The sequence below is a fragment of the Chitinophaga caseinilytica genome (genome assembly GCF_038396765.1).
Lineage (GTDB): Bacteria > Bacteroidota > Bacteroidia > Chitinophagales > Chitinophagaceae > Chitinophaga > Chitinophaga caseinilytica.
Map to the genome: position 1 here is coordinate 4,390,928 of NZ_CP150096.1, position 19,926 is coordinate 4,410,853.

16 protein-coding genes are annotated in these 19,926 nt (G+C 55.8%); 5 read left to right on the forward strand and 11 right to left on the reverse strand.

Going from position 1 to position 19,926, the window contains the following annotated elements; genetic code table 11:
* Positions 1-297 precede the first annotated feature (297 nt).
* Entirely contained in the window at positions 298-1,338 is a 1,041-nt protein-coding gene (locus WJU22_RS18010) for a rhodanese-related sulfurtransferase (protein WP_341839559.1), read from the forward strand.
* On the opposite strand, the gene WJU22_RS18015 is transcribed toward WJU22_RS18010, so the two are convergent.
* The 9 genes from WJU22_RS18015 to WJU22_RS18055 all read right to left on the reverse strand — a co-directional run bounded on the left by WJU22_RS18015 (position 1,327) and on the right by WJU22_RS18055 (position 13,904).
* Positions 1,327-2,019 carry a LytTR family DNA-binding domain-containing protein gene (locus tag WJU22_RS18015; protein ID WP_341839560.1) on the reverse strand — a complete coding sequence of 231 codons (693 nt, stop codon included), beginning with the start codon at positions 2,017-2,019 and terminating at the stop codon, positions 1,327-1,329. The genes WJU22_RS18010 and WJU22_RS18015 overlap by 12 nt on opposite strands.
* Positions 2,016-3,038 carry a sensor histidine kinase gene (locus WJU22_RS18020; protein WP_341839561.1) on the reverse strand — a complete coding sequence of 341 codons (1,023 nt, stop codon included), beginning with the start codon at positions 3,036-3,038 and terminating at the stop codon, positions 2,016-2,018. Before WJU22_RS18020 ends, WJU22_RS18015 begins: the two co-directional genes overlap by 4 nt.
* Before the next feature lie 151 nt (positions 3,039-3,189).
* The gene (locus WJU22_RS18025; protein WP_341839562.1) at positions 3,190-4,032 is read right to left on the reverse strand and encodes a hypothetical protein; all 843 of its coding nucleotides are present in this window, start codon (positions 4,030-4,032) and stop codon (positions 3,190-3,192) included.
* Between the two features lie 78 nt (positions 4,033-4,110).
* Positions 4,111-5,511: a hypothetical protein gene (locus WJU22_RS18030; RefSeq protein WP_341839563.1), complete on the reverse strand. Its 1,401-nt coding sequence runs from the start codon at positions 5,509-5,511 to the stop codon at positions 4,111-4,113.
* Positions 5,512-5,567: 56 nt separating this feature from the next.
* A complete protein-coding gene (locus WJU22_RS18035) occupies positions 5,568-8,804 on the reverse strand; it encodes a TonB-dependent receptor (RefSeq protein WP_341839564.1) in 3,237 nt (1,078 codons plus the stop codon).
* A gap of 20 nt (positions 8,805-8,824) precedes the next feature.
* Positions 8,825-9,826 (reverse strand): FecR family protein, encoded by a 1,002-nt coding sequence (locus tag WJU22_RS18040; protein ID WP_341839565.1) that lies wholly within the window; start codon positions 9,824-9,826, stop codon positions 8,825-8,827.
* 44 nt (positions 9,827-9,870) lie between these two features.
* Positions 9,871-10,425: an RNA polymerase sigma factor gene (locus WJU22_RS18045; protein WP_341839566.1), complete on the reverse strand. Its 555-nt coding sequence runs from the start codon at positions 10,423-10,425 to the stop codon at positions 9,871-9,873.
* A gap of 5 nt (positions 10,426-10,430) precedes the next feature.
* Positions 10,431-11,792 carry a S41 family peptidase gene (locus WJU22_RS18050; RefSeq protein WP_341839567.1) on the reverse strand — a complete coding sequence of 454 codons (1,362 nt, stop codon included), beginning with the start codon at positions 11,790-11,792 and terminating at the stop codon, positions 10,431-10,433.
* 174 nt (positions 11,793-11,966) lie between these two features.
* Complete coding sequence (locus WJU22_RS18055) at positions 11,967-13,904, reverse strand: ABC-F family ATP-binding cassette domain-containing protein (RefSeq protein WP_341839568.1); 1,938 nt, start codon at positions 13,902-13,904, stop codon at positions 11,967-11,969.
* Positions 13,905-13,975: 71 nt separating this feature from the next.
* On the opposite strand from WJU22_RS18055, the gene WJU22_RS18060 reads away from it, so the two are divergent.
* The gene (locus WJU22_RS18060) at positions 13,976-14,560 is read left to right on the forward strand and encodes a hypothetical protein (RefSeq protein WP_341839569.1); all 585 of its coding nucleotides are present in this window, start codon (positions 13,976-13,978) and stop codon (positions 14,558-14,560) included.
* Between the two features lie 3 nt (positions 14,561-14,563).
* On the opposite strand, the gene WJU22_RS18065 is transcribed toward WJU22_RS18060, so the two are convergent.
* A complete protein-coding gene (locus WJU22_RS18065) occupies positions 14,564-15,253 on the reverse strand; it encodes an SMUG2 DNA glycosylase family protein (RefSeq protein WP_341839570.1) in 690 nt (229 codons plus the stop codon).
* Positions 15,254-15,454: 201 nt separating this feature from the next.
* On the opposite strand from WJU22_RS18065, the gene thrS reads away from it, so the two are divergent.
* A complete protein-coding gene (gene thrS / locus WJU22_RS18070; protein WP_341839571.1) occupies positions 15,455-17,398 on the forward strand; it encodes a threonine--tRNA ligase in 1,944 nt (647 codons plus the stop codon).
* A 99-nt stretch (positions 17,399-17,497) separates the two neighbouring features.
* Complete coding sequence (gene infC, locus WJU22_RS18075) at positions 17,498-18,265, forward strand: translation initiation factor IF-3 (protein ID WP_341839572.1); 768 nt, start codon at positions 17,498-17,500, stop codon at positions 18,263-18,265.
* A 51-nt stretch (positions 18,266-18,316) separates the two neighbouring features.
* On the opposite strand, the gene WJU22_RS18080 is transcribed toward infC, so the two are convergent.
* Positions 18,317-18,853 carry a hypothetical protein gene (locus WJU22_RS18080; RefSeq protein WP_341839573.1) on the reverse strand — a complete coding sequence of 179 codons (537 nt, stop codon included), beginning with the start codon at positions 18,851-18,853 and terminating at the stop codon, positions 18,317-18,319.
* A 73-nt stretch (positions 18,854-18,926) separates the two neighbouring features.
* On the opposite strand from WJU22_RS18080, the gene WJU22_RS18085 reads away from it, so the two are divergent.
* Positions 18,927-19,901: a cation diffusion facilitator family transporter gene (locus WJU22_RS18085; RefSeq protein WP_341839574.1), complete on the forward strand. Its 975-nt coding sequence runs from the start codon at positions 18,927-18,929 to the stop codon at positions 19,899-19,901.
* Positions 19,902-19,926: the final 25 nt, after the last annotated feature.

The window sequence follows — 19,926 nt, forward strand, 5'->3', positions numbered from 1 at the left end:
TTTAGGGTTAAGAAAAACGGGGCAGCACGGGATCATTCTCACATTCATATATCCCTTTTTCCAAAAGCGTGCCATAATTTAACTGCCACTTACCCGCATTCATCGGATACGAATAATGTATTTGACGAATGTGATTTGAAACACAGCTGATTGCTACCCCGTCGCCCGCCGGCGAAAAAAATTTCCGTACCTTTGCGCCGGCTGCAACCTGTCAGGTTAAACGGCAGGAAGCTCCAAATTGATAATCAATTATTTAAAGAATTTTGTTCGACCGGCGTTCGTCCTTAAAATTCTCTTATGGCACTACACAACAGAGTATCAGCCACCGAGTTAAAGCAACGGTTGGCCGCGGAAACCTTCCGCCGCGTTACGGTATCGTTTTACCAGTACGCCAAAATTTCCGATCCGCAGATTTTCCGGGATGACTTGTACCTGGCCCTGAACGAACTTGGGGTGTTTGGCCGTATTTACGTGGCCAGCGAAGGCATCAATGCGCAGATCAGCATCCCCGAGCACAACTACGAAGCTTTCCGCGATCATTTGTATTCCATCCCTTTCCTGAACGGCATCCGCCTCAACATCGCGGTAGACGATAACGGGAAATCTTTCTGGGTATTGAAGATCAAGGTGCGGGAAAAGATCGTGGCCGACGGGATCGACGATCCCACCTTCGATATGGACAACCGCGGCAAGTACCTCGACGCCCGCGCGTTCAACGAACTGGCAGACGACCCCGATACCGTGATCATCGACATGCGCAACCACTACGAATTCGAAGTAGGCCATTTCGACAAGGCGCTCGAAGTGCCGTCAGACACCTTCCGCGAACAGCTCCCCATGGCCGTGGATATGATGAAAGACAATAAAGACCGGAACATCATCATGTACTGCACCGGTGGCATCCGCTGCGAGAAAGCCTCCGCGTACATGCTTCATCATGGCTTCAGCAACGTCTTCCACCTCGAAGGCGGCATCATCGAATATTCCAACAAAGCCCGCGAACAAGGGCTGCCGAATAAATTCCGGGGCAAGAACTTCGTGTTCGACGACCGCCTCGGCGAGCGCATCTCCGACGAGATCATCTCCCAATGCCACCAGTGCGGCGAGCCCTGCGACGAGCACATCAACTGCGCCAACGAAGGCTGCCACCTCTTATTCATCCAATGCGAAAAATGCGCGGAAAAGTACAGCAAATGCTGCAGCGACGCCTGCGCCGAAGTGATCGCCCTGCCCGAAGAGCAGCAGGCTGAAATGCGCAAGGGGATCGATAAAGGCCTGATGCTTTTCAATAAACGCAGGAAGCGGCGCCTGCCTTCGGCCGGGGATTCAACGCTTTAGATAGCGGTTCTGCAGGATTTTTTCCATGACTTCGTCGCGCAGCGCGCGGCTCACGGGCACTTCGTGCGCGCCCACGGAAATCGTATTGCCTTCGATGCTGTCGATTTTCGAGGCGGCCACGATATAGGATTTGTGCACCTTGATGAACTGCTCCGCCGGCAGGTATTCTTCCACCGCCCTGAACGTGAGGTAAGTGATGTATTTCCGTTGCGTGGTATGCACGGCGATGTAGTTTTGCAACGCTTCCACGACAAGCACATCCGCCAACCGTATCTTCTCGATCCGGTGTTCGCACTTGATATAGAAATGGTCGGACGCCTCCGCTTTCAATTGCGCTTTAGCCTTGTTCGCCGCCTTGAGGAAACGCTCGAAGGAAACGGGCTTCAGCAGATAGTCGAGCACATCCAGCTCAAAGCCTTCCAGCGCATGATCGGGATAAGCGGTGGTGATGACGGTGAGGGGCTTTTGCGGCAGGGTGCGCAGGAATTCCAGTCCGCTGAGCCGTGGCAAACGGATGTCGAGGAAGAGGAGATCCACTGGCTGGCGGTGGAGGAAATCCGCCGCTTCGGGCGCGCTGCCGCATTCTCCCGCCCATTCCAGGAAACTGACGTCGGCGATATATTCGCGGAGGCCCTGTCGCGCCAGGGGTTCGTCGTCCACGACGAGGCATTGTAATTTCATACCTGCAAGGTTAAGGTGACCGCAAAATGCTGCGTGCCCGGCACGATGCTGAGCGCGTGTTTCCCGTTATACAAAAGTTCCAGCCGCCGCTTTACGTTGCTGAGCCCGATGCCGCCCGGAGCGCCCTGCGGCCGGGGCTCACAGGTATTTTCCACCGTGAACGTGAAGCGCCCGTTTTCCCTTTCCATCTGGATATGAACCGCATTCGACGCACGATGCGAAATGTGCTTGAAGGCGTTTTCCACGAAGGGCATGAGCAGAAGCGGAGCAATGTCGAAATCCTTCACCCCGTCGCCCTTCCCGAAATGAATCTCGTACTGCGCGCCATGGCGGAGCCTTTGCAGGGCGAGGTAATTCTCCAGGCAGGAAATCTCTTTCGCGATGTCGATCTTTTCGGTATTGCATTCATAGAGCTGGTAACGAAGCAGATCGGAAAACCGGAGGAGCGTTTCCCGCGCCAGCGTATTTTCTTTATGAATGAGAAAATAGATCGTGTTGAGGGAATTGAAGAGCGAATGCGGGTTGATCTGGGAACGGAGGAACTGCAATTCCTGTTCGGCCCCTGCGCGCAGGGCGCTCTGCAACCGGTGAACGGTCCGGATCTGATCGATGTAGAACTTGATCCCCGCCGCCGCGCCCACCATGAAAAACAGGGGGATGTACACGTCGTACAACTGGCTGTTCAAAGTAGCGTTCGGCCAATGTGTGATGGTGGAAGCATAAGGCCGCAGGATCATGTTCAGCACTTCGATCACCACAAACCCCGTAACGGCCACCAATGCAATGAAACTCGCGGCAAAGGCAACATAACGCTTCGTATAGAGGAACTTCGGGATCAATACGTAATTGGAGAAATACACCGCGCCCGCCAGCGACAGCACCTTGAGCAGCCCCGCAAGCACGGTAGGCGTGAGGTCGGGGTAATCGTCTATCCGCAATGTGATCCACACCACAAAGAACGCGACCCAGAAGAATACGTGATGCAGCCGCAGCCGGGTGATTGTTTTCAGGATATCCATATCGCCGTTAATATAAATGTACGCAATTTGACCGGGACCGGAATTACACGAAATGCGCGGTAAACCGGACGAAATGCATCATTCCCAACGGAAAAGGCGGCCCCCTGTCAAGGGCCGCCATGCCTGGAAATGGAAATCCAGGGGCAGGGTTTTACCAGGTAGTCTGGAACAAAGGCTGGTCGTGGTACTTGTCCCTTCTCGGAACAGGATCTTCCGGTCCGCCCATCTTCAGAATGGATGTAATGAATTTGTATACCGGCAGCCCGTCGGCCGTTGGCGGCCGGTTGGCGTAGATGGATTCGCTGTAGCCTTTCGTCCGCGTAAACGGCGTGGGGAAGATGACGATATCCTGTATAATGGCGTCGTTAGACGGATCGATCAGTTTGAACAGATAAGTGGTGTTCCGCCCATACACGGTCATGGGCAACTCCAGGTACGGGGAGAATTCCCCCCGCTTCAGGCGCAGTTCGCCAAACGGCGTTTCTTCCGCAGCGATGGGGCGCACGCCCAGGTTCACGCGGTAAAAGACCATTTTCACTTCTTCGGGCAATTGCGTATCGTAGTAATAATAACGGATCTTTCCGGCGGAAGGCTGCGAAGGGTCGGCCTCCGTTCCGGAACCGGCGCCCTGGTAAATCCGGGGCTTTTCGTCCGGACTGATCGCCAGCAACTGGTAGCTCGTTTTTCCATTGACCATCACCGAAGTGTCGAGCACGGTACTGTCTGTTCCGGTCACTTTCAGCACCAGGTGCTTCAATCCCTGGCTCGGCCCGGGGATGAGCTTGCTGGCGAAATTCTGTCCCTGGTTGAACAGCAGGCTATCGGTAACCACCGTTCCATCCACGATCACCTGGAACGCGGTTTCCGCGTGGGGGGTAAAGAACCAGGACAGCGTCAGCTGGTAGAACTCGGGCTGCGGTACCGCCTCGCCGTCTTTCTGACAGGCAGCCAGGCACAGGAAAGGCAGCAGCAGGAAAAGGATGTATTTTTTCATGTGTCGTATTGTCGGAATGGGAAAGAAAGGGCGGACGTGCATCCGCCCTTTCCGGTTATTCATCATGCGGATGATTTTTTAGAAACGGATCCAGGAATCTCCCAGCCAGTAATTACCGGAAGCGTCCAGGGCACCACCTTTATACGTGGTGGAATTGTAAGCGAAAGCGCAGTTCAGGGGCGACAGGCCACAGAAGTTCGTGCCGTTGCTCGTCGGTGCCCCGGCAGGCGCCAGCGAAGCCGTCAGCGCGTCGAAGTACTCGGCGAAGATGGCCGGGAACGCGTCTGTCAGGTTCAGGCCGGCCACGGTGTTGCTCGTGGTGGAAGCATGCGGCGTGAAAGTGGCGAATGCAGTTACACAGGCCTGTACGGCGTTGTTGAAGAAGTAGCTGGAATCGGTACGGGTACCGCACAGCACGCTGTTGTTGTAAGAGTTGATCGTCGGGGTAGATTCCAGGCGAACAGCGGTGGGGTAACCGTAAATGATGGAGTTGCGCATGGCGAACAGCGAGTTGTTGCGGAAACGGGCGCCGTTCAGCAGCTGGTTGGCGCTGGTTACGGTGCAGTTCGGAGCGCCTACGATCGTCATGTTGCTGATAACCGGACGGCTGTAGCAGCTGGAAACCTGGCCGCCGTCTGATTCGATACCGTTGGAGTTGTTGGCCGCATACTCTACGGAAGGCTTGATCACGGAAACGATAAACTGGAGGTTGCCTTTGTAACCGAAGTCGAAATCGAACTGATCGTCGTTGTTGGCCAGTGCCAGCAGGTATTTGCCGTTCACGTTGCCACCGAAGATCTCGAATCCGTCGTCGGCGCCATACATCACCTCTACGTGATCGAGCGTTGTACCGCAACCTACGCCGCCCAGGGTAAGGCCGTTCAGCTCATTACCTTCCTGGATAACGGCGCCGGCATACTCGATGCGGATGTAAGAAAGGGTACCGGAATTGTCGCTGGCGATATTGCCGCCATAGGTATAGTCGATACCTGCGGGAACGATCACGGGATTGATCCCTTCGATCTGTGCGGTACCGGTGGTGGTGCACACCAGCGCGTCGCCCAACACCACTACACCGCCCCAGTCGCCGGGGGCTTTGGTAGTTTCGTTGGAAGTGAACACGATGGGGCAATCTGCCGTACCGGCGGCGTTGATCGTAGCGCCACGGGTAACGATGAGCGCGGAAGCGTCGCTCGCAGTGGCTTTTTTCACGCCTTTAATTACCGTACCGGGCTGAATGGTGAGGGTACCATTCTTCACCCAGGTTTTGCCGTCCAGGATGTAGCAGGTATCTGCATACAGGGTACGGTTGCCGCTGATAACATCGGGGAGGTCTTTGGGAGCGGTTTGACAGGGTTCGCAAACGGCAGCGGCGGTACCGGCCAGCAGGGAACGGTCGTCCTGCGGCTTTTGACCGTCTTTTTTACATGCAGCAAATGCGGTAGCTGCCAGGGCCATCAATAAATAGTGCTTTTTCATGGTGCAATTTTGATGTCGTTAACTTGTCGGGTTTATCATGATGAATAACTGCGAAATCATAACCGGTAACTCACCGTCATCGACCAGTTGGTCCCCTTGCGCGTCCGCTTTAGCTTCCAGTCGGAATCGGGGTTGTATCCCATTCCCTTCGGATCGTCGGTATTGCTGTACTCGATATTCGGCGGGCTTTGCGGTGGACGGGCGTCCGGATATTTATTGAAATAATCGATATAGTATTGATTGAGGACATCGGCCACGTTCAGCCTGATTTCCATCCGCTGTTTCAACAGGCGGGCGTTCAGTTGCAGATCGAGCTGGTTGCGGGGATTTTCGTACGTGTCGTCATAATCGTCCAGCCCCGCGAAAATCACCCTTCTGCCGAACCGGTTGAACGTGACGTTTGCGCCGAAATACGTGCCCTGCCAGGAAAGCCCGGTGTTGATGATGTAGGGAGAAAGCCCCTGCAGCGGGCGTTTCCGCTCGTTCTTCGTGGAGTCGGTAGAAGGCTTCGGCGGATGCCCGGCCGCCACCAGCTGGATGTTCTCGTTGTCATAGGTCACCTTACTGTCCATCACCGTGAGGTTGGCGGTCAGGAACAGGTTTTTCCAGAAACCGGAGGTTTTGCTGATAAAGGAAAAGGAATGCCGGTAATCCAGTTCCAGCCCTTTATTGACGGCACTTTCCAGGTTGAAGTAGAAAACGCCGTAGCGGTTGTCTGCAGAAACGTAACTGACGGTTTCCACCGGTTTATCGTATTTCTTGTAGAATACGGTGAGCGCCAGTACTTCCACCGGGCTGGGATACCATTCGAACCGCAGGTCGGCGTTATGCGCCCGGCTGTATTCCAGCCCCTGGATGCCTTTCACGTCTTGCCGGAGCTTAAGGTCGTAATACATGAAGGACGCGCGTTCGCGGAAATCGGGGCGGGCGAGCGTTTTGCTGTAAGCGCCGCGGATATTGAGCTGGGGCGTTAACTGGTATACGATATTGACGGAAGGCAGCCAGTCGGTTTCGCGGTAGCTGATGGTGGTGTCTTTAGCCCTGACCGTGCTGCCCTGGACGATGCGCGTATAGGTATGCACGTCCATTTTACTGCTTTCCATCCTTACGCCGGCGATGACGCGCAGTTTCGGCAACGGTGTTACGTCGGCCATGAGGTATCCGGCATGCAGCGCCTGTTTTCCGTCGTAGTGGTCTGCCGCATCAAGACCGGAAGTGGTGGTGGGGAAATAGGTGAAATATCCCGCGCGGAAATTTTCCGGTTTGAACACTTCATAATCCGGCTTTCCATACCCCAGCGAGTCGGCGATCCGGATCCGGTCGGGGTTGTTCATCCCAACGGAAGTGGGCGCCAGCATCACCTGTGCGTATTCCGCATTCCGGAAAGTGCCCCAATACCCGGTTTTGATCTTCTGCGCCCGCCCCGCGAACTGGAAGGGGAAGGTGAGATCGCCACCGATGTTCCTTTTCTTTTCCTGTAGCCGGTTGGCATAAAGGCCGCCTTCCTTGATGGTGGATGTCTGCAGGCGGGAATATTGGTACATGAGCAGGGGGAGGCCTGTTTTTGGATCGATGCCCAGGCTGTCGCCCACGGAATACCGGGTGTCCGGCTGTTCCTTGTTCACGGTGGCATGGTCGGCGAACCAATTCAGTTTGAGGTGCTGCCCCAGTTTATGCTCGCCTTCGAGGCGCGTCTGGAAAAGGCGCCCCGCTTCCACGATGGAGATGTATTCGTGCGAGCGCCCGGCGCGACTTTTATCTTCCGCTACCTGCACGATGTTCTCATGGGTAAATCGGTTATTGTACACATTCCGCCACACTAGTTTGTGCTTCGGTGTCTGAAAAGCCAGGTTTCCCAATGCTCCCACGGCGGAGATAAAATTGAATTGGCGGCCGTTGTCGACGATAGTGGGGCTTTGCCGGAACCAGGCATCGAAGGTCTCGATGTTTTCTTCATGACGGTACGTGCCGGCCAGTACGAGCCCCAACGTCCTGTTCCCTGAAAAACGTTTGCTGCCGCCCATCGACAGCTGGTACTGCTGCATGGGCTTGGCGGTAAAACTGCGGAGGCCGTAGAAGTTGGGGATTTTTCCGTTCATGGCGTTCAGCCCTGCCTGGTCACTCTTTTCGGAAAGCTTCGCGAATTCCGTACTGCTCCATTGCCGGTCGAACCAAAGGCGCTCCTTGCCCGGCGCGCCCCAATAATCGCTTTGGAGGCGGCGCGTGCTGAGAAATTCCTTCCCCGTGCTTTGCGAATTGAAACCCGTACCGGCCAGCACCTGCAAAAAGGGCGACGCCGGAATGTCGAGCGTATTGACCTGTACGAGGCCGCCGGTGAACTCGCCGGGCAGATCGGGCGTGGCGGTTTTGTTGACCACCACATTGTCTATCAGATTGCTGGGAATGATGTCAAAAGAAAAATTGCGGCGGTTGGGCTCCGTACTGGGGAGGGAAGACCCGTTCAGCAACATGTTGTTATACCTTTCGCTCATCCCGCGGACGATAACGAATTTATTATCCTGCACGGTAAGCCCGCTGATGCGCTTGAGCACCTGGCCCACGTTGTTGTCGGGCGTCCGGCGGATCTGTTCCGCGCTGATCCCGTCGCTCACGGCGGCGTTATTTTTCTGCCTGGCGTATAGGGATGAAATAGATTCCTTATTGGCGGACGAAACCACTTCCACGCCGCGCAACGTGCCTTTGGCGGGCTGCAGCGTCAGGTTGAGGGTGCGCGTCTGGCCGGCGGCCACGTTCACGTCATTGATCTTCTTGGGTTGATAGCCGATGTAGCGGACCTGCAGCGCGTACGATCCTTCCGGCAATTCGAACAGGAACTTCCCGGCGATGTCGGTGACCTGGCCCGTGTTGCCCGCCATGATGGTGGCACCCGCCAGCGGATCGCCGGAACCGGCGTCTACCAGCACGCCAGACAACCTGCCGGTAGCTTGTTTCGCCGGCACGGCCTTCCTGGCGATGATTACCGACCGCCCGTCGATCTTGAACCCGTAAAGCGTGGGCGCCAGGGCTTCACGGAGCGTTTGCTGCAGGGTGGCCTGCCGGAGGTTGACGGTCACGGGGGCGCGGAGATCCACTTCATCCTGAAAGTAATTAAACGTGTACCCGGTCTTGCTTTCCAGGTAGTTGAACAAATCCTTCAGGGTGGATTTTTCCAGCTTCACATCGATTTTCTGCTCCGACTGCCAGGCGAATGCGAAAGCCGGCAGCAACGACAGGACCAGGGCAAGGAAACCCCTGTTCCCCGCACGGAGGAAAAATGGTACAAATGCATTCATGCGTAAATTCTGTTTTTAAATTATGGCAGGTGAGAAATGGCGGTGATGATGATAAGACTGTCTTGTTGCCGGTACCGGAAGCGCCCCATGCTGCCCAATACCCGGAGCATGTCGCCGTGCCGCTGGTCGCGGAACGAGGCTTTGACGGGGCGCATGAGCAGCCGTTTGTCTTTCGTGTAATATCGGTACCCGAAAGCGTGTTCCAGTTCGTCGAGGGCTTCGCCGAGCGTTTCCCCGTCGAAATGGAATTCCCGTTGCTTCCAGCTGCCGGGTTTGCCGGAGGGCTTGCCTGGCACGAGTTTCCCGTCGTGCTTCGACCAAATCCCCGTTTTACCGGGCGTCAGGATGAGGGAAATGCTTTTATGCCGCATGGCCACTTTTCCCGTGGCAACGGATACGCTGGCGCCGGGATCGTTATGGTAATTGCGCATGTTGAAGGAAGTGCCAAGCACATCCACTTTCACACTGTCCATTTCCGCGCGGAAAGGGCGGGAAGGATCGATACCCGCTTCCACGAAAATCTCACCTTCCAGCAGGCGCAGGGCGCGGTGGCGGGCATCGAAGGTTTCCGGGACTTCCAGCGTGGTGGCGCCGTTTATCCAGATCCGCGTTTTGTCGGACAGTGTCACGAGCCGGTGCTCACCCGCACCGGTGCTGAACTGCATCCAGCGTGTTTGTACGGCCACGGCCTGCTGGCTTTCTTCTATACTTTGCCACCAGGTCAGGGTGGCCAAAGTGCCCGCAACAACGAACAGCAGCGCGCAGGCGGCCCGTAACCAGGTCATGCGACGGACCCTGGCCCTGGGCCTTACCTGTGCCATAATGCTGCTGTACACTTCAATCTGCTCGCTTTCCGGAACGAAGGCAGGCACGGTTTCCGTCCATTCCCTTTCCGGGAAAATGAGGTCCAGCTCATCGTCTTCCAGCGCCTCCAGCCGCTCCAGCAAAGCCTTTCTCGCGGCTTCGCCGAGCGTTCCGCCGGATAGCGAGCGGAGATATATGCGGATCTGTTGTGCGTTCATGACAGTAATACGCTAATAGGGAAGGGTGACAGACATTTTCCGTGTTACCATAACGTTAAGTCGCCGGCAGACCGCAGCAGCACCAATACATACAATACCTGGACATCCAGCCGGGTGCGCAGCAGCTTACGGATTTCGTTGACATGGCGCTCCACGGTTTTGGCGGAGATGCCTTCCATTTCCGCGATCTGGCGGTAGGTGAGGCCATCGTCCCAATGCATGCGGAAACACCGCTGTTTGGCGGTATGGAACGTGCGCAGGGTGCTTTCGTAAATGGCGAGGTAATCTTTTTCCAGCAGGGAAGAAGCGGTGCTGTCGGCCGCGGAAGTTTCATCGTGCCTTTCGCCGAGCTCCTGCATGGGCAGCCGGCGCGCCCGGAAATGGGAGATCATCGTATTCCTGACGATCGTGAACAGCAGCGCATCCGGCGGCTCGGGCGTCGTGAGGCGGTCCCAGTGCTTCCATAGCTTGATGTACACTTCCTGCGCGATGTCGTCGGCATGCATATTCGCCCCGATCACAGTGGCCAGGTAGGCTTTTACGCGCGGATAGGTACGTTGGAAGTACTGTCGGAAAATGATGTCTTTCTCTGCAGGCATGCGTTTCAATCTTGGTGGATGATGGGGAAGGATGCACCGGCGGCTTGGATATGCGGGCTACTGTAAACCGCTTTCATGGAAGCGTTCCGCGCATCTGGCGGACTTCGGTAGCGGCCGGGATAAATGAGCGACAGCGCCTTCCCGGTCAGCGCGTCTTCCGCGGCAGCCATGGGCGCCAGCGGCAGGTGCTGTAATTCGTTCACTTTGTATGTTGGTAAAATCCCGTCATGGTACGCGCCTTCTCCGCGCGCATTGAATAACCGGTAAGCGATGAGTTGGATTTTCCAGGGCACCTGGCTGCTTGACAGGATGAACCCGGCCAGGTCTTTCCCGAAAGTGGTATCGCCGATGTGTATCACTTCCGTCCAGGGTTTGAGGTTATTGATGAGCAGTTCGGCGGAGGAAACGGTGGCGCGGGTGGTGAGGATGAAAACCCTCCTGAGCGGGAGCCTCGCAGCTTCCAGCGTTTCCATCGTGCTGCCGGCCGCCTGGCCGGATGTGCGCAGTATCTCAGCCAGCGTGCGCGAAAACCGCCCCGTCAGCCGGTTCCCTTCAAATTTGATATAGGTATCGCTGCCCCGGAGCGCGGGCGCCAGGAGGGCAGACAGCTTGGCGCAGGTGGCCACGGAGCCGCCGTCGTTGTACCGCAGGTCGAGAATGAGCTCCTGCGCGCCGGTGTTCCTTATTTTCCGGAAGGTTTCCAGGAGCGAAGGGTCGCCGTATTCCTGGAAGGAACGGTACGCAAGATAGATGGTGCGCACGCCATCATGCAGAAAAGTTACCGGCGACGACAGCAGCGCGCTGCCACCAGGCAAAGGCGCCAGTTGACGGGGCGTCATTTCCATTAGTACGCCGCCCTCCGCTTTCGCCGGGGTGATCGATACATCGCCGGATGAAGCCTGTAATACAGCCGCTTCACGACTGCGGATGGGCGAACCGTTCACTGCCAGGAAATAATCGCCGCGACTGAATCCCGCCCGTTCCGCCGCGCTGCCGCTGCTGACGTACAACATCACACCCGTCAGTCCTTTCGTCCAGCCAGGATGTTGTATCAGCGCAAAATGAATACCATAATGGTAAAAAGTGCCCTCGGGAACGGGGAGGCCCGGCTGCCGCACGATCCACGAAAAGGGATCGGATGGGTTTCGCAATGCATGGAAAAATGCAGGCGGCGCCAGTTGCATTTCCGGATTGGCGGGCAGCTGTTCCGACCATAAATAAAACCGGCGCATACTGTCCAGTATCCATTGGTTATAACGGTGAATGGAATCCCGTTCCGCCGGCGCAGGCAGATCGCCTTTGCGCCCGCAGCCGGTCCAGAGCAAGACCAGGATAACGAGGCAACGGATGGGAAGGGGCGGTTTCAATTTGCGGGTTCGTTTCTCCAAAAATTAAGAACTCCCGCAGCAATGCCAATTTTACGAGGTTAAGTTTTAATTAAGGTTGACGGTGGGAATCCCCGCTTACTGAAAGCCAATATTTTGCAAAAAAATCCTCCCCAGCCAAGGCGGGGAGGACCGTTATATTTTAAAAGCAGTGGGTTATCCCTGGATTTTATCTTCCAGCTCCATCGCCTTTTCGAAAGCCGTCTCATATTCGCCGGTTGCTTTCGCCAGCTCGGCAGCCGCCGATTTGTAACTGATTTCGGTGGATTTGAACTTCACTTTGTCTGCGTAAATGTCCGGGTTGGCCATGTCCGCTTCCAGTTTTTCTACTTTTGATTTCAGATCGCTCAGCTGCTTTTCCAGGTTCTGCACCTGGCGCTGCTGTTTCTGGAGCTCTTTCTTCAGGTTATTATCGACCGGTGCTTTGGGCTGAACCGGGGCGGGAGCGGGAGCGGCTTTCTTTTCCTTTTCAGCTTTCACGGGTTGCGCATTAGCGGCCATGCGTTTCTTCCATTCTTCCCATTCGCCGTACGTGCCGTCGAATTCCTTGATCTCGCCATCCACGATCTCCCAAATTTTATTCGCCGTTTTGCTGACGAAATAACGGTCGTGGCTCACCAGCACGAGGCTGCCTTCATACTTGCCCAGTGCATCGATGAGCATGTCTACCGAGTTCATGTCCAGGTGGTTCGTAGGTTCGTCGAGCAGCAGGAAATTCGCCTTGCTGATGATCACCTTGGCCAGCGCCACGCGCGCTTTTTCACCACCGGAAAGGATGCGGATCTTTTTGAAAACATCGTCGCCCTGGAACAGGAATGCCCCCAGCAGACCGCGGAGCTCCATTTCCGTGTTGCCGCTGGCGCAGCTTTTCAGCTCTTCCAGTATCTCGTTGTCCAGATGCAGGGATTCCAGCTGGTGCTGCGCGTAGAAGCTTGGTACCACGTTATGCCCGGGAATGCGTTCCCCGTCGAAGCTGTCCGTTCCCGCGATCACGCGCAGGAGGGTCGATTTACCTTTACCGTTGGCCCCGATCAGCGCGATCTTGTCGCCGCGGTTGATTTCGGCGCGGGCGTTCTGAAGGATGCGCAACGGGCCGTATGCTTTAGACACGCCGTTGAGTGTGCAGAGTATTTTGCCGGGGATTTTGTCTACGCTGAAGTTCATCCTGATTTTCGACGGACCGTTATCTACCTGCTCCACGCGCTCCAGTTTATCGAGGCGTTTCATGATCGATTGTGCCTGCGCGGCCTTGGAGGCTTTGGCCTTAAACCGTTCGATGAAGCGTTCCTGCTGGCGGATGTAATCCTGCTGGTTCTCGAATGCGCGCTGTTGCAGCTCGCGGCGGAGTGCCTTTTCTACTTCATAATCCTCGTAATTGCCGGCGTAGTGGTGCAGTTCCTGCTGGTACAGCTCCACGATCTTATTCACCATGCGGTCGAGGAAGAAACGGTCGTGCGATACGATGATCACGGCGCCGTCGTAATTGCTGAGATATCTTTCCAGCCATTCGATGGAGGGAAGGTCGAGGTGGTTCGTCGGTTCGTCGAGCATCAGCACGTCCGGCTGTTGCAGGATGAGTTTGGCCAGCAGCACGCGCATGCGCCATCCGCCGGAAAACTCGCTGTAGGGCCGCTCCAGGTCGGCGGTGGAAAAGCCGAGGCCTTCCAGTACGGTAGCGGTTTTGTGACGGATGTTGTAGCCGTCGAGGATATCGAATTCATGCAGTTTTTCGCTATACGCCATCAGGAGGGCTTCGTCTTCGGAATTTTCCAGTTGCCGGGTCATTTCCTCGAGCTCCTTTTCGACTTTCACCGCTTTTTCGAAGGCGGTCATGCCCACGTTCAGGATGGATTCGTCGGATTCGAAGCTGAGCAGGTCCTGGTTGAAGAACCCGATGGTCGTGTCTTTCCCTTTATTGAGACTGCCTTTTGAAATGGTGTATTCTCCGTTGATAATGCGCAGCAGCGTGGATTTGCCGGTCCCGTTGAGGCCGATGAGGCCGACCCGGTCGCCGGGTACGATGTGCCAGGTGCTGTCTTCTACGATGGTCCTTGCGCCGAATTCGAAAGTAATGTCCTGCAGTGCGATGAGCATGTTGAAATCGATATTAAACCCGCAAAGATAGTCAAATTATTCCATCTATATTTGTTGAAAACAAGGAATGTATGGGCAGCAAATTATGGTCGGGGGGATGGATGATACTGTTGGCCGCCGCGGCCTGCACGCAACCTGTGAAAGCGCCGGCCGGCGAAGGGGAGAACCCGGTCGTGGAATTCAGGGGGATCACCGTCCCTGCGGTGCTGAAAGACTCGCTGCGCGGGGTGATGGACGGGTACAAAGTTTTGTCAGACGCCCTGGCCAAAGAAGACACGCTGCTGGCCGACGCGGCGGCAAGGCTCATGCGCCAGCGGCTCGATAGCCTCCCTTTATACCGCTCCGGCCTGGATTCTGCACATGCCGGCGCCCTGGAACTGAATGCGGGCAGCATTTCGGCGGAGTTGACGGCCATGGTACTGGAAGATGGTGGACTGGAAGGCCGGCGGCAGTCGTTCTGGATGGCTTCCGAGCTGTTGTACGACCTGCTGCAGCAAACGGGGCCGGTCAATGGGGTGAAATATCATTACTGGTGCGGGGAGGCTTTCGGTGGAAAGGGGGCTTTCTGGCTGGGAGATTCCGCGGCGCTCGCCAATCCCTACGGCGGGAAGGCGGATTGCGCCGAGCCGAGGGATACGATCGGTCAATGGCGCTGATCATCAGATATCAAACGCTGTAAGATATTTATCAATATATTCCTGTTTGCTTTTCAGTTTGTATTGCATAACGAACCGGGGATGTTCCAGCGGGATGAGCTTTTTGAAGAACCCTTCCGCCGCGTTCACCTGTTGCACGAAAGCGGCATTTTTACCCGTCCCCAATACGTAGGCTACATCCCGGTTGAGCCCGAATTCCACCTGTTTCCGGAGGCTATCCACCATAAAACCGTACACCGCCGCGGTGAGGGCTTTGCTGTCATAATAATTGTAATTCACTTCCTTGCCGCCGGGTTGCCGGATGGTGAAGCCCAGCGGGCACATCGAGCCGATGTAAAAATCCCGGTAAAACGCCTCCGGCCCGCCATATGCGGCGATCACATCGTACACGAACACGGAAGAAACTTCATAGGATTTGAACCCGGGGTACGAAATGCCGCAGGGGTCTGCCAGGCGTTTGGAATCCGTGAAAGGCACGCCGGAAAGCGCGGCGCCGAAGCGGCCGGGGTTGATGCCGATGATCATCCGCCGCTGGTGGGTTTCCCCGTAAAACTTCCGGTAGAACGCTTCCATCACGGGGATGACGGAGGGGTTCTCGGCGAAGGGGTTCATGATCCGGATGCCCGGCGGCAACTTGCCATGATAGGAGAGATGCGTGTTGAAGTGAATGATCTTGTCGGCCATCGTTTTCATGCCGCAAAAATAGGGAAACGGGATTTGTTGGCCGGCAGCCGGGAAAAACGCCCGGGAACGGGGCGCCTGCAGGGTTATTTCAGCCCGATTATCGTAATTCGCATGCATTCATATCCCGCTGATTTAAATCAACTCATGCGGATTTTCAAATTCGTTGCGGATTTCGTAATTTCGCATGCATTTTATTTGAGAAAAGGATTTATGATCAACATTACATTCCCGGATGGCGCTGTAAGACAGTATGAGCAAGGCGTAACTGCACTGGACATCGCAAAATCCATCAGCGAAGGGCTGGCCCGGAAGGTGCTGGCGGCGAAGGTTAACGGTCAGGTGGTAGACGCCACCCGCCCCATTTCGAAGGACGGCACCCTGCAGTTGCTGACCTGGACGGATGCGGACGGCAAGGCTACCATGTGGCACTCCTCGGCGCACCTCATGGCGGAAGCGCTGGAAAGCATGTATCCGGGAGTGAAGTTCGGCTACGGCCCCCCGGTCGAGAACGGCGGCTTCTTCTACGATGTAGACCTGGACGGCCGGCAGATCTCCGACGAGGAGCTCCGCCAGCTGGAAGTCAAAATGAACGAACTGGCCAAACAGAACAACGCCTATATCCGTAAAGACGTGTCGAAAGCCGACGCGATCGCTTATTTCAAGGAGAAAGGCGATCCCTATAAGCTGGACCTCCTCGAGAAACTCGAAGACGGTTCCATCACCTTTTACACCCAGGGTGCGTTTACCGACCTCTGCCGCGGGCCGCACATCCCCAATACCGGCTTCATCAAAGCCGTAAAACTGACGAACATCGCCGGCGCCTACTGGCTGAGCAACGAGAAAAACAAGATGCTCACCCGCATCTACGGGATCACGTTCCCTTCACAGAAGGAGCTCGACGAATACCTGACCCTCATCGAGGAAGCCAAAAAACGCGACCACCGCAAGCTGGGCAAGGAGCTCGAGCTCTTCGCGTTCTCCGAGCGCGTAGGCCTGGGCCTGCCCCTGTGGCTGCCCAAGGGCGCCATGCTCCGGGAACGCCTGCAGTCATTCCTGCAACGCGCCCAGGTGGAAAGCGGGTACCTGCCCGTGGTAACGCCCCACATCGGCAGCAAACAACTCTACGTGACCTCCGGCCACTATGAGAAATACGGGAAAGACAGCTTCCAGCCCATCCATACGCCCGAAGAAGGCGAGGAGTTCCTGCTTAAACCTATGAACTGTCCGCACCACTGCGAAATTTATAAAGCGTCCCCGAAGTCATATAAAGACCTCCCGGTTCGCCTGGCGGAATTCGGCACCGTTTACCGGTACGAACAGCATGGCGAGCTGCACGGGCTTACCCGTGTGCGGGGCTTTACCCAGGACGATGCGCACCTTTTCTGCCGGCCAGACCAGGTGAAAGACGAGTTCATCAAGGTGATCGACCTCGTGCTGTACGTGTTCAAAAGCCTCAATTTTACCGATTATACGGCACAGATTTCCCTGCGCGACCAGGTAGACCGCAGCAAATACATCGGTTCGGACGAGAACTGGGAACGTGCGGAACAGGCCATCATCGAGGCGGCGGCCGAAAAAGAGCTGCGCACGGTGGTAGAATATGGCGAAGCCGCATTCTATGGCCCGAAACTTGATTTCATGGTGAAGGACGCCCTCGGCCGGAAATGGCAGCTGGGCACCATCCAGGTAGATTATAACCTGCCCGAGCGTTTCGAGCTGGAATATATCGGGCCAGACAACAAGCCGCACCGCCCGGTGATGATCCACCGCGCGCCCTTCGGCTCGCTGGAACGATTCATCGCCGTGCTGATCGAGCACTGCGCCGGTAAATTCCCGCTTTGGCTCACGCCGACGCAGGCTAAAATCCTGCCGATCAGCGACAAGTTCCTGCCTTATGCAGAAAAAGTCGCTGAATTGCTCAAAAAAGCCGAAATTCGCGCTGAAATTGACGACAGGAACGAAAAGATTGGGAAAAAGATCCGCGAAGCGGAACTGGCGAAAATCCCCTACATGCTGGTGATCGGCGAAAAAGAGGAAACCGAAGGTAAAGTGGCCGTGCGCCGCCAGTCGAAAGGAGACCTCGGCACCCTGGAAGTAGACGGGTTCATTAGCCTGGTACAGGATGAAGTGATTAATCGTAAACCATTTGAATAATCCTTTTGTTCTTAATAAAACAATTTTAACCAATGTGTGGTATGCCGGTTTTAAACAGTCCACCGTCAGCACCATTCTCTTTTAACAACAAACATTTTAATGCAACAAGGACCAAGACCAAATTTCAGGGGCAGAAACCCCAACTTCAGAAGAGAACAACAACAGGAACACCGTACCAACAGGATGATCCGCGTTCCGGAAGTAAGGCTGGTAGGCGACAATGTTGAGCCGGGTGTTTACAGCACGGAAGAGGCGCTTCGTATGGCGCAGGACCAGCAGCTCGACCTGGTGGAGATTTCCCCCAACGCCGCGCCTCCTGTTTGCCGGATCATCGACTATAATAAATTCCTCTACGAGAAAAAGAAGAAGGAAAAGGAAATGAAGGCCAACGCTCACAAGAGCGAGGTTAAGGAAATCCGCTTCACGCCCAATACCGACGATCACGACTTCGACTTCAAGGCCAAGCACGCCGAAAAATTCCTCAAGGAAGGCAACAAGGTTAAAACTTATGTGCAGTTCAAAGGCCGCGCCATCATGTTTAAGGAGCGCGGAGAACTGATCCTGCTGAAGTTTGCCGAGCGCCTCGCCGAAGTGGGCGCCCTCGAAGGCATGCCCCTCATGGAAGGCAAGCGCATGATCGCCATCTTTGCTCCCAAATCCAGCAAGAAGGCCACCAAAGCGCCCAAAGAGCCGAAAGAAGGCGGCGATCGCCCGGAGCGTCCCGAACGCCCTGAACGCCCCGAGCGTCATGACCGCGACCAGGCTCCGCAGCAACCGCAGCAGCCTCCCGTACGCCGGCCCATCGAGATCAAGTACGCCACTCCGGCCCCCAAGCCGAATACGGACACGAACAACAGCGGCAACTAATCATTGCCTGTAAGAGATATCTGGCTGACCGGAGCGCACCACGCATTCCGGTCAGCCTTTCTTTTTCTCCGGCTTCGATAAAGCCTGCAGGGTTTTCTTTGCCCGGCTCACAAAGCCCGGTGTTGCCCCTTCCCGCAGCTGGTCTTCGATCAGCAGCACAATCTCATTCTTTATATCAGGATAAGTAATCGCCAGATTGGCCAGCACCGTCATAGAAAACGCGCGTACGGCCACCGTTTCCTCCACGTCTTCCAGCAACCGGAAACAAACGTCCATCACCGGGCCGTGCAGGCGTTCGGGTACTTCCACATATTGCAGGATGCGCACCACATTTCGTTTAACCGATACCGGTATGCCGGCATCGTCCATCCGGCGGACCATCGCTTCCAAATGGGGCTCCACCAGCCTGGGGTATTTCTCCGCCACCAGGCGCAGGGGCCAGGCGGCGCGCTGGACCACACGGTATTCGTCGTGCAGGAAAAGCCCGATCAATTCGTTCAGCCGTGCCTCACTTTTACCGATGTACGCGGCAATGGCTTCCGTCTGAGCCCGGGAATGCGCTTCCAGCAGCATCGATCTGATTGTCATTTCACAAAGGTAATTACGCGGCAATTAACTCTTTTTCGTTTTCTTTGTTCTACCAACAACAAATCCGACCCAATTGATCAGGAAGGAACTACGGATCATTCTGCTTTCGCTGGGCGTGAGCCTGGTGCTGACCGTCGCCAAGTTTGCGGCGTATTTCCTCACGCACTCTGTTGCCATACTTTCCGATGCGCTGGAATCCATCATCAACGTGGTGGCCGGCGCTTTCGCGTGCTACAGCATATACCTGGCGGGCAAACCCAGAGACGAAAACCATCCATACGGCCATGGTAAAGTAGAATTCTTCTCGATCGGCTTCGAAGGCGCCATGATCTTCATCGCCGGCGTGCTCATCCTCTACAAGGCAATACAGTACTTTATTGCACAACCACAACTCGAGCAAATCGACAACGGATTGTGGATGATCGGCGGCACCGCGGCGGCGAACATGGCGATGGGGCTTTACCTCATCCGCTCCGGCAAAACCCTCGGCTCCATCACGCTTTCGGGGAACGGGCAGCATTTGCTGACAGACGCGTACAGCTCCCTGGCCCTCATCGCAGCCTTGCTGGTATTAAAGTTCACGGGTTTCATGTGGATAGACCCGCTCGTGTCGGTTGTGGTGGCGGGATTGATCCTGCGGAAAGGGTACCAGCTCATGCGGCAATCCATCAGCGGGCTGATGGACGAAACGGATATGAAGGTGGTAGACAAAGTGGCGGAAATCCTGAACCGGAACCGCCGTCCTGCCTGGATCGACGTGCATAATATGCGGGTACAGCAATACGGGAACAACTATCATATCGACTGCCACGTAACCCTGCCCTGGTACCTGGAGCTGAGCCAGGCGCACGAAGAGCTGAAACGCATGGAAGATTGCGTGAAGCGGGAAATGGACGCCCACGAAGTGGAATTCTTCATCCATGCAGACCCCTGCGTCCCGGAAAGCTGCCGCCACTGCGGGATTGAAGTATGCCCCGTCAGGAAACACCCTTCCGAAGGCCGCATCGAATGGAACCGCGCCAACGTACTCCCCAACCGGAAACATTAGTCATTCCCACTTTTTTCCTAGATTA